Genomic DNA, 14,115 nt, shown 5'->3' on the forward strand with positions numbered 1-14,115 from the left:
CATGGACATTCTGATTCCCGGCTTTGACATCCAGGGCGAAATTGGCGAAGGCGCCATGGCCAGCGTGTACCTGGCGACCCAGCGTTCCCTGGAACGCAAGGTGGCACTCAAGGTGATGGCCGCGGCGCTGGCCGCCGACCCGAGCTTCTGTGAGCGCTTTCTGCGCGAGGGCAAGACCCTGGCGCGGCTGTCGCACCCGCACACCGTGACCATCCACGACATCGGCAATGTCGGCGAGCTGTACTACATGGCCATGGAGTACCTGCCCAATGGCACGCTGAAAGAGCGCATCGCCGCCGGGCTGACCCCGGAGCAGGGCCTGACCTATATCCGCCAGATCGCCTCGGCTCTGGGCTATGCCCATGCCCAGGGGCTGGTACACCGCGATGTGAAGCCGGCCAACATCCTGTTCCGCGCCGACGGCACCGCGGTGCTCTCGGACTTCGGCATCGCCAAGTCCCTGGACGACCGTACCCAGTTCACCCAGGCCGGTTTTGCCGTCGGCACCCCGAGCTACATGAGCCCCGAACAGGCTCGTGGCCAGGACATCGACGGCCGCGCCGACCTCTATGCCCTGGGGGTGGTGCTGTATGAAATCCTGGTGGGCGAGCTGCCTTACAACGGCACCGACGCGCTGTCCACGGCCCTGGCCCACCTGACCGAGCCGCTGCCGGAGCTGCCGCTGCACCACGGTCGCTACCAGCACATCCTGCGCAAGCTGCTGGCCAAGGACCCGGCCGAGCGCTACCCGGATGCCGCCGCCTTGCTGGCGGCCCTGGACAACCTGCCGGCCGCCACCGCCGAGGTGGAAGCGACGCTGATCCAGCCCTTGCCGCTGCCACCCCAGGCTGCGTCGCAGCCTGTACCTCAGAACAACGACCTGGCCGGGCTGACCCCGGTGTCCATCGAGATCCCGCAGCAGGCGCCCCGACCGGCGCCGCGCCGCGAGCCGCCCGAGGAGCCGCCTGCGCCGCCGCGCACGGCCAATCTGCCGCCAGCCGGCAGCGGGCCTTCCGAACAGCGGCGCGGCCCGGTGCTGGCCCTGGCCGGGGTCGCCGTGGCGGTGGCCCTGGCAGTGGCGGGCGCCGGTTACTGGTGGCTGTCGGGCGACAGCCCGGCGCCAGAACCCAAGACCGCCTCGACAGCCGGCACCACGCCTGCGGTGGTGGCGCCCCCGGCCAGTCAGCCGGTGGCCGCGGATGTCGACGGCGGCCAGCGACCGCTGCTGATGCCGGGCAAGAAAACCCTGTTTCAGCGGGTGCTGAGCAAGCCAGGGGCGAGTTTCTCCAGCGAGCCTGGGGCTGCGCCAGGCCAGGCGGTGCCGGCGTTCTCGGTGCTCTACGTCTATCAGCGCAAGAACCTCGACGGCCGCTCCTGGCTGCGCCTGGGGGCCGCCAGTGACGGTCGCAGCGCCGGCTGGTTGCCGGCCGAACAGGTCAGCGACTGGAAGCAGAGCCTGGTGCTGAAATTCACCGAGCGTTCCGGTCGTGCACCGGTGATGTTCGTGCGTCAGGCCAGCGAGCTGGAGCGTTTGTTGGCGGACCCTGCGGCGGCCAAGAACCTGCTGCTCAAGGCACAGAAGAATCCCCAGGACGAACAGCAGGTACTGGCCCTGGAGCCCAATGCCAGCGCGGTGCCCCAGGACCAGTTCTACCTGCTGCCGATCTTCGATTCCAAGGAGAGTTTCGACGAGAACGGCCAGCCGGTGCAGTTGCTCAATGTGGCTTCCATCGACCCGGGCAACAGCCCGCAGAGCATCAGCGACAGTAGCGGCAAGCGCCTGCCGGCCAATACTCCGCCGGCGGCCGGCGATGCCTTCCGCACAGCGGTGGTGCTGGTGGTGGACACCTCGGTGTCGATGCAGCCCTACATTGATCAGGTGCGCGATGTGGTGCACGAGCTGCAAAGCAAGATCGCCCAGCGCGGCGAGCTGGACAGCGTCAGCTTCGGCCTGGTGGGCTTTCGCAACAACACCAGCAAGACCCCGGGCCTGGAGTACGTGACCAAGACCCTGGTGACCCTGGACCAGGGTCGCGATCCCCAGCGCTTCCAGGAGCTGGTGAGCCAGGTCAAGGCCACCAGTGTCTCCAGCCATTCGTTCAACGAAGACGCCTTTGCCGGCGTGATGCAGGCCGTGGAGGGCATGGACTGGAAGGGCTATGGCGGCCGCCTGATCCTGCTGGTCAGCGATGCCGGGGCGCTGCGCAAGAACGACCCTTACAGCCGCACCCAGATGAACGAGGCGGAAGTGCGCCAGGCAGCCCTGGGCAAACAGATCAAGATCTACGCCCTGCACCTGCGTACCGATGCCGGCAAGAAGAACCACGCCCAGGCGGAAACCCAGTACCGGGTGCTGACCGCCGACGCCAACCCGAAGATCGGCGACCTGTACATTCCGGTGCCCGGTGGCGATGTGGGCAAGTTTGGCGAGCGGGTCGACGAGATCGGCACGGTGTTCGCCGACCTGGTGCATCAGGTGCGCAGCAACCAGAGCCAGGAAGTCCCGGTGCTGGCGGCGGCGCCGAGCATCGCGCAGAAGTCGGCGGCCATCGGCTACGCCATGCACATGGATTTCCTCGGCCGCAAGTCCGCCAGCCAGGCGCCCCAGCTGGTCAGCGCCTGGACCGCCGACCGCGACCTGACCAACCCGGCGCTGCCGGCGTTCCAGGTCTGTGTGATGCTCACCAAGCTGCAACTCAACGACTTGCAGCAGTCGCTGAAACTGATCGTCGACGCGGCGCGCAAGACCCAGACCTCGCCCAAGGATTTCTTCCAGGAAATCGCCAGCGCCAGTGCCTACATGAGCCGCGACCCGTCGGCCTTGCGCAAGGGCGGCAACCTGGCCGACGGCGGCGTGCTGGGGGAATACCTGGAAGGCCTGCCGTACCGCAGCAAGTCGCTGAACATGACCCAGGACCTGTGGCTGTCCCTGAGCGTGGCCGAGCAGGAAGACTTCATCGACGAGCTGGATTCGAAGATCCGCCTCTACGAAACCTTCCATAACGATCTGGCCAACTGGGTGCGCTTCGGTGATGCCGAGCCGGGTGATGCCCTGTACCGCGTTCCGTTGTCGACCCTGCCGTGATGCTCAATCTGGCGCAGGTGCACAAGAGCCGCGGCGAGGGTCGCCAACGCTACAGCCTGGTGATCCCCAGGCTGCAACTGCGTGCCGGTGATCAACTGGCGGTGGTCGGCCCCAGCGGTTGCGGCAAGAGCACGCTGCTGGACCTGCTGGCGCTGGTGCTGGCCCCGGATTCGGCGGCGCGCTTCGAGTTCTCCCCGGCCAGGGATGCCATCGACATTGCCGGGATCTGGCGCGGCGACGGCCACAGCGCGCTGGCGCAGTTGCGCAGCCGGCACCTGGGGTATGTGCTGCAGACCGGCGGCCTGCTGGGCTTTCTCGACGTGCGCGCGAATATCAGCCTGCCCCGGCAGTTGCTGGGGCTGGCGGACGAGGGCATTCCCCGGCGCCTGGCCGAGCGCCTGGAGATCGCCGACCAGCTGCACAAGAAACCCGCCGCGCTGTCGGTGGGCCAGCGCCAGCGGGTCAGCTGCGCCCGGGCCCTGGCCCACAACCCTCAGGTATTGCTGGCGGACGAGCCGACAGCGGCCCTGGACCCCTTGAACGCCCAGCGGGTGATGCAACTGCTGGTGCAGCAGTCGCGGGACCAGGGGGTGTGCTGTGTGATCGCCACCCACGACGAACCCCTGGCCCGGGCCAACGGCTTGCAGGTACGACGCATCGCCTGCCAGCGCGACGCCGATGGCGGAGTCACTGCCACGCTTGGGGAGGCCTGCTGATGCGCGCCTCACTGACCGCGGCACTGGCCTGGCAGGACTACCGGGCCGACAGCTGGCTGTCGGCCTGTTCGGTGCTGGCCCTGGTGGCGGTGATCGCCCCCTTGCTGGTGCTGTTCGGGCTCAAGTTCGGGCTGGTGAGCAGCCTCACCGAGCGCCTGGAAAAGGACCCGGCGGTGCGCGAGATCATTCCCCTGGGCGGCGGGCGCTTCAGCGCCGACTTCATCGCCCAGTTGGGGCAGCGTCCGGACGTGGCCTTTGCCTTGCCGCGTACCCGGCAGATCGCCGCCACCGCGGACCTGTCCCGGGGCACGGGGGATATCGGCCTGACCGTGGAAATGCTCCCCACCGCGGCCGGCGACCCCTTGCTCGGGCGCTTGCCGGCGCCCCGGGGCATGAGTGGCGTGCTGCTCAGCCGTACCGCCGCCGAGAAGCTTGGGGTGCAGCCGGGGGACTGGTTGCAGGCGACCTTTGGCCGGCAGGTGGCGGGGCGCAGCGAGGTACAGCGGACCCGGGTCCAGGTGGAGGGTGTTCTGCCTCTGGAGGCCTTTGCCCGGGACGCGCTGTTCGCCCCGCTGGCGCTGCTGGAGGCCGCCGAGGATTACCGCGACGGACGCGCTGTGGCGGCCCTGGGCTGGCTCGGCGATGCCCAGGCAACCGCCGGGCAGCGGGTTTACCCGGCGTTTCGCCTGTACGCCCGCTACCTGGGGGATGTCGAGCCATTGCGTCTGTATTTCGCCGAGCGTGGCCTGCTGGTGTCGACCCAGGCCCAGACCATAGCCCAGGTGCAGTCCTTGAGCCGCAACCTGGCCATCGTCTTCTGGGTGATCGCCGGGCTGGCCCTGGCGGGTGCCTTCGCGGCGATCTTCGCCGGGGCCCTGGCGGCGGTGGAGCGCAAGCGCCGGGAGCTGTCGGTGTTGCGCCTGCTGGGGTTTTCCACCGGTGCGCTGCTGCTGTTCGTGGTGGCCCAGGCGCTGTACAGCGCCGGTTTTGCCGCGCTGTTGAGCGGCGCCCTGTATGGCCTGGCCCAGGCCGGGCTGAATCATTTGTTCATGCAGGCGCCCGGCGAATACGCCAGCCACCTGCTGCCGGCCCATTACGGGCTGGCCCTGTTGGCGACGCTGGGCGTCAGTACCCTGGCCGCCGCGCTGGGCGGCTGGCGGGTGTCACGCATAGAAGCCTGTGAAGGAATTCGCGATGTATAAGTTGATCAGCACCGTGCTGGCCATGACCCTGGCCGGGGCCGTGTGGGCCGAAGAGCCGGCGAACAAGATGGACAACCCCAAGCCGTTGCCGGATGACGTCAGCCTGCCGCTGCCCTGCGACGGCGAGATGGTGTTCCGCTACGTCTACGTGCTGGCCCAGGGCACCCTGGACGACCGTGAGGTGAACCTCGGCTACCCCTTCAGCGAGGGCGAGAGTGGTTACCAGCAGTCGTTCATTTCCGGTTACCGCCGGGACTACATCAACGGCCAGTTCACCCTCAAGGACCTGCCCAGTGCCTGGGGCAAGACCATTGGCCCGGCGCTGCCGAAAAGCGGCGCCGGGGTGCCCCTCAAGCCAATGCTGTATTTCATCGGCAAGTACGAGGTCACTGCCCGCCAGTACGCTCAGGTCATGGCCCAGGCCCAGTCCCTGGCCAGTGGCGAGCCGGCCCCGGCCTGCGAGGCGCCGGACGGCCTGCAAGGGCGCCTGCCCAAGGTCAAGCTGTCGCGCTTCGAGGCCGAGCGCTTTGCCGCGGTGTACAGCGCCTGGCTGATGAAGAACCACCGCGACCTGCTGCCGGTCAGCGGCCGTGGCAGTTCCTCGGAAGACGGTGGCCTGGGCTTTGTGCGCCTGCCCACCGAGGTGGAGTGGGAATACGCCGCCCGCGGCGGCCAGGCGGTCAGCCGCCAGGAGCTGGAAGGCCGCCTGTTCCCGCGGCGCGTGGAGGGCAGCGAAGACGACGGCCCGCTGGCGGACTGGGCGGTGTTCAACCAGGTGGCCGGCGGCACCGGCCAGGCCGCGCGCCTGATGCCCATCGGCACCAAGCTGCCCAACCCCATCGGCCTGTTCGACGTGATCGGCAACGCCGCCGAGATGGTCCAGGAGTCCTTCCAGCTGGTGCGCGCCGGGCGCCGCCAGGGCACCTACGGCGGTTTCGTGGTCAAGGGCGGCAACTACCTGGAAGGCGAAGGCACGCTGTTCACCGGGATGCGCCGCGAGTACCCGCTGTTTGGCGCCGACGGCACTGAGCAGAGCAACGAAACCACCGGTTTCCGGGTGGCCATCGGCGCGCTGTCGGCGCCTCGTTCGCGCTACAAGGAGCTGTTCGCCCAGTGGCAGAAGGAGGGCCGCCTGGCGTCCCTGACCGATGCCATCGACGACGCCCAGGACCCCACCAAGCGCCTGGACGCCATCATTGCCGCCAGCGTCGACCCGCGCCTGCAGGCGGAGCTGGGGCTGGTCAACGAAGAGCTCAAGCGCAACGTCTCGCTGATCGCCCAGCAGCGCGAGGAAGCGGCCGGCAACCTGATCCAGTCGTCGGCCCTGGTGGCCGAGACCATCAACAACTACAACATCCGCCTGACCAACCTGAAGAAGAGCCAGCAGCAGGCCATCGATGCCAAGGACGAGCCCAGCGCCAAGCTGTTCGCCGAAGCCATCGACAACGGCCGCAGCGCGCTGGACGGGGCGGTGGCGATCTACATCGACAACCTGGCCACGGGCACCCGTTACACCGACGCGGTGATCCAGGCGCAATTTCAACGAATCAAGGAAGAGCTCAATCGCAAGCCGGTGCTCGGCAAGAGCCTGGTGACGCGCGCTACGTTATTCGTTCGCCATGTCGGGAATTATCGCCAGCAACGGCGAGCCGACCCGGCGACGATTTTGAAGGAACTGCTCGCATCGACCGGTCAGAAGTCATGACCGGCCGCTGTCTGTCGAGCCTGGAGGATCTCGGACGACATTGCGTCGCGCCGAGTTGGTCAAACTTAATCGAGATCACGAACATGCTTTTTTCCCGCAACCCATTTGCTTCAACGTCCAAGCGTCACCTGCTGTTGGTTGCCGCCGGGTTCAGCACCGTATTGACCGGTTGCGCGACCTCTCCGGTGTCCAAGGTCGCCTCGACCACCAAGGTCGAGTACTACCCGAGCTGCTACGAGCCGGTACAGCACCTGCGCGCCACGGATTCGGACATGACCAAGTCGGTGGTCACCGGTGCTGCCCTGGGCGCTGCCGGCGGCGCTTTGCTCGGTGCCCTGACCGGTGACGGCGACCACCGTGGCCGCAACGCCGCCATCGGTGCCGCAGGCGGTGCCCTGGCCGGTGGCGCAGCCGGTTACTACACCGAGCGCCAGAAGCAGATCGCCGACGACAACCAGCGCATCGCATCCTACGCTGCCGACGTCAACAAGAGCGCGGCCGACATCGACCGCAGCACGGCCTATGCCCGCGCTTCCCAGACCTGCTACCAGCGCGCCTTCGACAGCCTGATCAGCTCCCGCAAGGCCAACACCATCAATGACGTGGAAGGGCGCAAGCGCCTGGCGGAAATCGTCAGCGGCCTGAAGGAGTCCAACGACCTGATCACCGCGGTGAACGGCCGTGCCAGCGAAGACCTGAGCAAGTACAACCAGGCCTACGAGCAGGATCTGCAGCAAGTGGGCGTGCAGCGTACCGACGTGGTGAAAGTCGCCACTGCCGATACCACCACGGTGACCACCGGTGGCAAGAGAAAACAGCCACAGAAGGTCAAGCAGCCCAAGCTGCCGACCGTGCCTCAGGAAGCGGTGAGCACCGAGAGGTCGATCCAGGATGCCAAGATCAAGCAGGCCGAGAGCAACAAGGTCGCGACCACCGGCCAGACCCAGGTCAACAGCATGTGCAAGAACCCGGACCTGGGTGACTGGGCACCGGTGCCTTGCCCTAACGTCTGAGTTGGCGATTGTCTGACAAGATGTCGCGATAAGCGTTGAACGCCAGCCGATCTCCGAGCAATCGAACAGATCGGCTGGCGCTCTTCGAGTTACAGGTTAAACTGCGCCGGCCATCCAATAATTCCACTGAGGCGCCGTGCATGAAATTCCGTTTTCTTCTCTGGGTGCTTGGCCTGTTGATGGGCAAAGCCAGCCGCAACAATCCTGCTTTCCAGCAACAGTTGGGTGACAAGGAGCTGGTGTTCCAGCTGCAGACGCTCGACGGCAAGGTTGCTCGGCATTTTTTCGTCAAGGACCAGCGCGTCACCAGCCGTTCGGGGTTCTATCCCGAGCCGGCATTCGCCATCGCCTTCAAGGATGCCGCCTACGGCTTCGCCACCCTGCAGGCGAAGAACAAGCAGTTGGCATTCATGACCGGTATTCAGGACAAGTCGATCCAGATCAAGGGCAACCCGGCCCTGGTGATCTGGTTCCAGGGGCTGACCAAGTACCTGAAACCGAAAAAGGCCAAGCCCAAGGCTTGACCGGGAAACCTCGCCGGCAAGCCGCCTCCTGCAGGAGCGGGCTGGCCGGCGAATGGGCTCAGGCCTGGCTGAACTGCGAAGCCAGTTCCCGCAGCAGTACTTCGGCTTCCAGCACCTTGCTCACCACGTCGTCCGCCTTGTCCCGGGTCAGGCCCAGGCGTTCCAGCAGGGCGTCGGGGATATCCTCGTGGGGCCCGGAGCCGATGCCCCGGCTGCGCAGCAGGCGCACGGCCAGGCACACCAGGTTCGGGTACTCGGCATAGGCGCCGTCGTAGCTCGGGTCGTGCTGGAAGCGCAGGGCGGTGCACAGCTCTTCCGGCATGTCCCAGTAGCGCATCAGCCAGGCGCCGATCTGTTCGCGGCTGATACCCAGCAGGTGCTGTTCGACATAGCTGTGGCACAGGTGCGGGTTGACCTCCAAATGCCGGCAGATCAGCGAGAAGTGCGGCGGGAACACGTGGGCCAGCAGCAGGTAGCCGAAGTTGTGCAGCAGGCCGGCCAGGTAGGTCAGGCCGGCTTCCGGGCGCTGGGCACGGGGCATGGCGCGGGTCAGGCCCTCGATTACCGCGGCGGTGTAGATCGACTGCTGCCAGTAAGGCGTGGCGTGCTGCGGCTGGTCCTTGGGCAGGCTCAGGGTCTTGCCCAGGGCCAGGCCCAGTGCCAGGTTGATCACCAGGTCGAAGCCCAGCACGCGGACGATGGCGTCTTCCACCGAGCGGATCTTGCCGGGCGAGGCGTAGTAGGGCGAGGCGGCCCAGCTGACCACCTGGGCGGCCAGGGCCGGGTCGGTTTCCACCACACCGGTGATGTCGTCGATGGTGGCGTTGGGGTCGACCCGCAGCTTGATGATCTTCTGCGCGGTTTCCGCCAGGGGCGGGATCTCGATGGTGGCTTCCAGGCGCTGCTGGATGCGCCGCGCGGTGAAGGCCTGCATCGCCTGGGAGATCTCCTCGCGGTCATCGTCCGGGCGGTCGAGGTTGGGGCGAATGCTGCTCAGGGGCTCGCCGAAGTTGCCGGCGCTGGCTTTGCTGAGCATGCTCTTGAAGGCTTCGCTGGTGATCTCCAGCAGTACCCCGGGCTCGCCGGAGTTGATCAGCAGGCAGGGCTCGCGCAGCAGGCTTTCTTCGTACAGGCACGGTGAGCTGGTGAGCGCCGGCAGGCCGGGCAGCAGGCTCAGGCTGTGCTTGCCGAGCATGCGCTCCAGGCGTTCGGTGGAAACGGCGGTCAGGCGGCGGCCGGTGAGTTCGGCCAGGCGGTTGAGGTCCAGTAACTGGCTCTGCGGGAACAGCACCATCAGCGCGCCGACCGCGTCGTCCAGCAGTACCGCCTGGACCTTGCGCGCAGCCGGCAGGCCCGGCTGGTCGATCACTTCGTTGTAGCTGATGGCCAGCTTGCCGAGCAGCAACCGGATAACAGACGGAGCGTGTGGGGTTGCAATGTCGAGGGCAACTTCTGTCATGGTCTGGTATCCGTTTTTCTACAATTTGACGAGTATAACCAGCTTGGTTATGGCGAGGGTTCACTAACTGAGTGTTGGTTCACACTTGGCCGTATTGCTGTCCGTGGCGCAGCCAGCGCTCCAGCAACGGGCTGACATGGTCCGGCCAGCGCTCCAGCAGGGCCTGGGCGGCATCGCGTACCGCCGGCAGCAGGTCGGCGTCGCGCATCAGGTCGGCGACCTTGAATTGCAGGAGGCCGGTCTGCCGGGTGCCGAGCATTTCCCCGGGGCCGCGCAGCTCCAGGTCCTTTTCGGCGATGACGAAACCGTCGTTGGTTTCACGCATGATGCCCAGGCGCTGGCGACCGATCTGTGAAAGCGGTGGGTGGTAGAGCAGCACGCAGTGGCTGGCGGCGCTGCCGCGCCCGACCCGGCCGCGCAGCTGGTGCAACTGGGCCAGGCCCAGGCGTTCGGGGTTTTCGATGATCATCAGGCTGGCATTGGGTACGTCGACCCCGACCTCGATCACCGTGGTGGCCACCAGCAGTTGCAGGTTGCCGGCCTTGAACTCGGCCATCACCGCGGCTTTCTCGGGGGCCTTCATGCGGCCGTGGATCAGCCCTACGCGCAATTCGCCGAGGGCGCTGGAAAGGTCTTCGAAGGTGGTTTCCGCGGCCTGGCAGGTCAGTTCCTCGGACTCTTCGATCAGGGTGCAGACCCAGTAGGCCTGGCGCCCTTCCGCGCAGGCGGCGCGTACCCGCTCGATGACTTCGATGCGCCGGCTGTCGGTCACCAGCACGGTGTTCACCGGGGTGCGACCGGGAGGCAGTTCGTCGAGGATCGAGGTGTCCAGGTCGGCGTAGGCGCTCATGGCCAGCGTTCGCGGGATCGGCGTGGCGGTCATGATCAACTGGTGCGGGCACAGGCGGCCGCCCACGCCTTTCTGGCGCAGGGCCAGGCGCTGCTGCACGCCGAAGCGGTGCTGTTCGTCGATGATCACCAGGGCCAGGTTCTTGAACTGCACTTCGTCCTGGAACAGCGCGTGGGTGCCCACCACCATCGGTGCGCCACCGGCAATCTGTTCCAGGGCTGCGCTGCGGGCCTTGCCCTTGAGCTTGCCTGCCAGCCAGGCGACTTCCAGGCCCAGGGGCTCGAGCCAGCGCTTGAAGGTGATGAAGTGCTGCTCGGCGAGGATTTCCGTCGGCGCCATCAGTGCCACCTGGTAGCCGGCCTCCAGTGCTTGCAGGGCGGCCAGGGCGGCGACCACGGTCTTGCCGGCGCCCACGTCGCCCTGGATCAGCCGCAGCATGGGCTCGGGCTGGCTCAGGTCGTAGGCGATCTCGTTGCCCACGCGCTGTTGCGCGCCGGTGGGAGCGAAGCCCAGGTTCTTCAGGTACTTGACCGGCAGTTTCCTGGCCAATGGCAGCACCGGGGCGCGCTGTGAGCGCAGGCTGTCGCGCAGACGCTGCTGGGACAGCTGGTGGGTCAGCAATTCCTCGAACGCCAGGCGGTGCTGGGCCCAGTGGTGCCCCAGGGCCAGTTCGTCGACATCGGCGTCCGCCGGCGGGTGATGCAGGTAGCGGATCGCATCGTCCAGGGGCGCCAGCTGATAGTCCCGGGCCAGCTCTTCCGGCAGCCAGTCGGGCAGGCTGCGCGGGCCCAGCAGGGCCAGGCTCTGTTGGCACAGCAGGCGCAGGCGCTGCTGGGTCAGGCCTTCGGTCAGGGGGTAGATCGGTGTCAGGGTCTGGTCCACCGGCGGCGGCTCGTCGCCGCTGATGGCACGGTATTCCGGGTGGTAGATCTCCAGGCCCGAGGCGCCGGGCCGGGCTTCGCCATAGCAGCGCACACGGGTGCCGCGCTTCAGTCCGTCCTTCTGCGCATTGCTGAAATGGTAGAAGCGCAGGCTCAGGCCGCCGGTACCGTCCTGCAAGCGCACCAGCAGGCTGCGGCGCTTGCCCATGACCACATCGGCGCCACTGACTGTGCCTTCGATCACAGCATCCTGGCCAGGGCGCAGGGCGCCGATCGGCACCACGCGGGTGCGGTCCTGGTAGCGCAGGGGCAGGTGGAACAGCACGTCCTGAAGGTTTTCCAGGCCGACCTTGGCCAGCTTCTCGGCCATGGCTTCGCCGACGCCCTTGAGTGCCGTGACCGGCACTTTCGACAGCTCAGTCATTGCGAGCGCTTAACTCGCGGCGGGCGGCTTGGCCACCGAGCACAGGCGGATCGAGTCGGCGAGGATCTCGATGGCCTTGGGCCGCGGGAAGCTGGCGCGCCAGGCGATGGCCACGGTGCGGAACGGCACGGGCGGGGTCAGGGGGCGGACTTCGATCACCCCGGGGGCGTAGTGATGGCTGTCCACGGCCGACAGCGGCAGGATGGAGATGCCCAGGCCGGAGGCGACCATGTGGCGGATGGTTTCCAGGGAACTGGATTCCACGGTGGTGTGCTTGGCGCCGTCGTTGCCCTTGGTCAGGGTCGGGCAGGCCTCCAGGACCTGGTCGCGGAAGCAGTGGCCTTCGCCCAGCAGCAACAGGCTCTTGTCGTTGAGCAGGTTGGCGTCGATGGTTTCCTTCTTGGTCCAGGGGTGGCCGCTGGGCATCAGCACATAGAAGGGTTCGTCGTACAGCGGCAGGGTCAGGACATCGGCCTCGTTGAACGGCAGGGCGATGATGATCGCGTCCAGCTCGCCGTTGCGCAGTTTGTCGCGCAGTACGTGGGTGAAGTTCTCTTCTATATACAGCGGCATCTGCGGGGCGACCCGGTGCAGCTGGGGAATCAGGTGCGGGAACAGGTAGGGGCCGACGGTGTAGATCGCCCCGACCTTGAGCGGTGCGGTCAGCTGGTTCTTGCCGGCCTGGGCCAGCTCACGGATACCCTGGGCCTGCTCCAGGACCTTTTGCGCCTGGGCGACGATGGTCTCGCCCACCGGGGTCAGGCGCACGGCGCTCTTGCTGCGCTCGAAAATCAGCACGCCGAGTTCGTCTTCAAGCTTTTTCACGCCGACCGACAGGGTGGGCTGGCTGACATGGCAGCGCTCGGCGGCATGGCCGAAGTGCTGCTCTTGGGCGAGGGTAACGATGTAGCGCAATTCTGTAAGAGTCATAGCGGGCGTCCGTGAGGTTGCGGCCAAGCATAACGGCTGCAATCGATAGACGCACGTTATCAGACCGAGGGTGGAATGCGACACCCGCCAATGCCTGCTCCAGGCGGCACAAACGCGAAGGGCACCTTGAAGGTGCCCTTGCGGTGGATCAGCGGCGGCCGCGGCTGCGGTCGATCTCGTAGTTGTACGAGGCGGTGATTTCCACGCTGCCGTTGTTGAGCATGTCTGCCGGTGGCTTGGGCAACGGCTGGGCACGACGGATCATGTCCAGGGTGGCCCGGTCCAGATCGGCGTTGCCCGATCTGCCTACCAGCTCATAGGACAGCACCTTGCCTTCGGCATCGACGACGAAGCGCAGGGAGTTGGTGCCTTCCTTGCCTCGACGCTGAGCCTCGCTCGGATAGCGCTTGTACTTGGCCAGGTGCGCCTGCAATTCCCCCTGCCAGTTAGCCTTGGCGGCGGCCTGGGCCGGTGACGGGCCAGGGGTCGCAGGAGCGGGCTGCTTGGATGGAGCCGGTGTGACCGGGGCGTCGCTGGGCTTTTCCTCGGAAGGCTTTTCCTTGGGCGGCTCAGGCTTGACCACCGGCTTTGGCGGTTGCGGCTTGGGCTTCTGCTTCACCGGCTTGGGTACCGAGATGGTCGGCTTCGGCGCTTCGGCCAGTTTCGGCAACGGCAGTTCTTCCACGGGGGCCGGCGGTTGTGGTGGGGTCACCACTTTCGGCGGCGCCGGTGGAGGCGGCACAGGGGCAGGTGCCAATTCCACCACCATGGCTTGGGGGGGGATGGGCATGGGCTGTGGCTTGGACCAGTTGAGGGCGAGCAGGATCGCCAACCCATGGACGCTCAACACCACCGCCAGGCTACCGCTGTAACGCGTCAGTCTTTGGCGCGTCGTGATCATTTCTTGGCTGCCGTCTCAAGTCCGACCAGGCCGACTTTCAGGTAGCCGGCCGCGCGCAGGGTGTCCATCACACTCATCAGGTCGCCGTAATCCACACCTTTGTCGGCCTGGAAGAAGATGGTCGTGTCTTTCTTGCCCTGGGTCCGGGCGTCGAGGATGGCGCCAAGGGTTTCAGCCTTGACTTCGTCTTCGCCGAGGAACAGGCGCTTGTCGGCCTTGACGCTGAGGAACACCGGTTTTTCCGGCCGCGGCGCCGGTTTGGCGCTGGAGGCGGGCAGGTCGACCTTGATGTCCACAGTGGCCAGCGGTGCGGCCACCATGAAGATGATCAGCAGCACCAGCATCACGTCGATGAACGGCGTGACGTTGATCTCGTGGTTTTCGGCCAGGTCGTCGCCTGCGCCTTCTTTCAAATGCAAGCCCAT

Annotated in this window: 11 protein-coding genes; 6 read left to right on the forward strand and 5 right to left on the reverse strand. The window is 66.6% G+C overall.

The genetic code is table 11. The features are described from left to right. The first annotated feature begins 1 nt into the window (after position 1). The 6 genes from A9971_RS17870 (at position 2) to A9971_RS17895 (ending at position 8,245) form a co-directional block, all read left to right on the forward strand. Entirely contained in the window at positions 2–3,085 is a 3,084-nt protein-coding gene (locus A9971_RS17870) for a serine/threonine-protein kinase (protein ID WP_183001237.1), read from the forward strand. After that, a complete protein-coding gene (locus A9971_RS17875) occupies positions 3,085–3,801 on the forward strand; it encodes an ABC transporter ATP-binding protein (protein WP_011064245.1) in 717 nt (238 codons plus the stop codon). The genes A9971_RS17870 and A9971_RS17875 overlap by 1 nt, the downstream gene beginning before the upstream one ends. Further along, positions 3,801–5,003: an ABC transporter permease gene (locus A9971_RS17880; protein ID WP_183001235.1), complete on the forward strand. Its 1,203-nt coding sequence runs from the start codon at positions 3,801–3,803 to the stop codon at positions 5,001–5,003. The genes A9971_RS17875 and A9971_RS17880 overlap by 1 nt, the downstream gene beginning before the upstream one ends. 22 nt (positions 5,004–5,025) lie before the next feature. Further along, on the forward strand, positions 5,026–6,708 hold the full coding sequence (locus A9971_RS17885; RefSeq protein WP_232643851.1) for an SUMF1/EgtB/PvdO family nonheme iron enzyme: 1,683 nt from the start codon (positions 5,026–5,028) through the stop codon (positions 6,706–6,708). Positions 6,709–6,791: 83 nt separating this feature from the next. Further along, positions 6,792–7,721: a type VI secretion system-associated lipoprotein TagQ gene (gene tagQ / locus A9971_RS17890; protein ID WP_011064242.1), complete on the forward strand. Its 930-nt coding sequence runs from the start codon at positions 6,792–6,794 to the stop codon at positions 7,719–7,721. Between the two features lie 140 nt (positions 7,722–7,861). Then, entirely contained in the window at positions 7,862–8,245 is a 384-nt protein-coding gene (locus tag A9971_RS17895; protein WP_015637475.1) for a hypothetical protein, read from the forward strand. A 58-nt stretch (positions 8,246–8,303) separates the two neighbouring features. Here the strand turns inward: A9971_RS17895 and A9971_RS17900 are convergent, their stop codons facing one another. From A9971_RS17900 to exbD, 5 genes are all read right to left on the reverse strand, one after another. Next, on the reverse strand, positions 8,304–9,704 hold the full coding sequence (locus A9971_RS17900; protein ID WP_011064240.1) for an aminoacyl-tRNA deacylase and HDOD domain-containing protein: 1,401 nt from the start codon (positions 9,702–9,704) through the stop codon (positions 8,304–8,306). Positions 9,705–9,783: 79 nt separating this feature from the next. Then, the gene (gene recG, locus A9971_RS17905) at positions 9,784–11,859 is read right to left on the reverse strand and encodes an ATP-dependent DNA helicase RecG (protein ID WP_015637474.1); all 2,076 of its coding nucleotides are present in this window, start codon (positions 11,857–11,859) and stop codon (positions 9,784–9,786) included. Between the two features lie 9 nt (positions 11,860–11,868). Beyond that, the gene (locus A9971_RS17910) at positions 11,869–12,789 is read right to left on the reverse strand and encodes a hydrogen peroxide-inducible genes activator (RefSeq protein ID WP_011064238.1); all 921 of its coding nucleotides are present in this window, start codon (positions 12,787–12,789) and stop codon (positions 11,869–11,871) included. Between the two features lie 148 nt (positions 12,790–12,937). Continuing rightward, positions 12,938–13,690, reverse strand: coding sequence for an energy transducer TonB (locus A9971_RS17915; protein ID WP_183001233.1), 753 nt, complete (start codon positions 13,688–13,690; stop codon positions 12,938–12,940). After that, complete coding sequence (exbD, locus tag A9971_RS17920) at positions 13,687–14,115, reverse strand: TonB system transport protein ExbD (protein ID WP_011064236.1); 429 nt, start codon at positions 14,113–14,115, stop codon at positions 13,687–13,689. The genes A9971_RS17915 and exbD overlap by 4 nt, the downstream gene beginning before the upstream one ends.

Source organism: Pseudomonas sp. UME65 (genome assembly GCF_014170225.1).
In the GTDB taxonomy this organism is placed as follows: Bacteria; Pseudomonadota; Gammaproteobacteria; order Pseudomonadales; family Pseudomonadaceae; genus Aquipseudomonas; species Aquipseudomonas protegens.

What these genes read in the sequence shown, in the direction of transcription:
- A9971_RS17870 (WP_183001237.1), top strand. Translation starts at nt 2, where the DNA reads ATGGACATTCTGATTCCCGGCTTTGACATCCAGGGCGAAATTGGCGAA.
- A9971_RS17875 (WP_011064245.1), top strand. Translation starts at nt 3,085, where the DNA reads ATGCTCAATCTGGCGCAGGTGCACAAGAGCCGCGGCGAGGGTCGCCAA.
- A9971_RS17880 (WP_183001235.1), top strand. Translation starts at nt 3,801, where the DNA reads ATGCGCGCCTCACTGACCGCGGCACTGGCCTGGCAGGACTACCGGGCC.
- A9971_RS17885 (WP_232643851.1), top strand. Translation starts at nt 5,026, where the DNA reads ATGACCCTGGCCGGGGCCGTGTGGGCCGAAGAGCCGGCGAACAAGATG.
- tagQ (WP_011064242.1), top strand. Translation starts at nt 6,792, where the DNA reads ATGCTTTTTTCCCGCAACCCATTTGCTTCAACGTCCAAGCGTCACCTG.
- A9971_RS17895 (WP_015637475.1), top strand. Translation starts at nt 7,862, where the DNA reads ATGAAATTCCGTTTTCTTCTCTGGGTGCTTGGCCTGTTGATGGGCAAA.
- A9971_RS17900 (WP_011064240.1), bottom strand. Translation starts at nt 9,704, where the DNA reads ATGACAGAAGTTGCCCTCGACATTGCAACCCCACACGCTCCGTCTGTT.
- recG (WP_015637474.1), bottom strand. Translation starts at nt 11,859, where the DNA reads ATGACTGAGCTGTCGAAAGTGCCGGTCACGGCACTCAAGGGCGTCGGC.
- A9971_RS17910 (WP_011064238.1), bottom strand. Translation starts at nt 12,789, where the DNA reads ATGACTCTTACAGAATTGCGCTACATCGTTACCCTCGCCCAAGAGCAG.
- A9971_RS17915 (WP_183001233.1), bottom strand. Translation starts at nt 13,690, where the DNA reads ATGATCACGACGCGCCAAAGACTGACGCGTTACAGCGGTAGCCTGGCG.
- exbD (WP_011064236.1), bottom strand. Translation starts at nt 14,115, where the DNA reads ATGGGCTTGCATTTGAAAGAAGGCGCAGGCGACGACCTGGCCGAAAAC.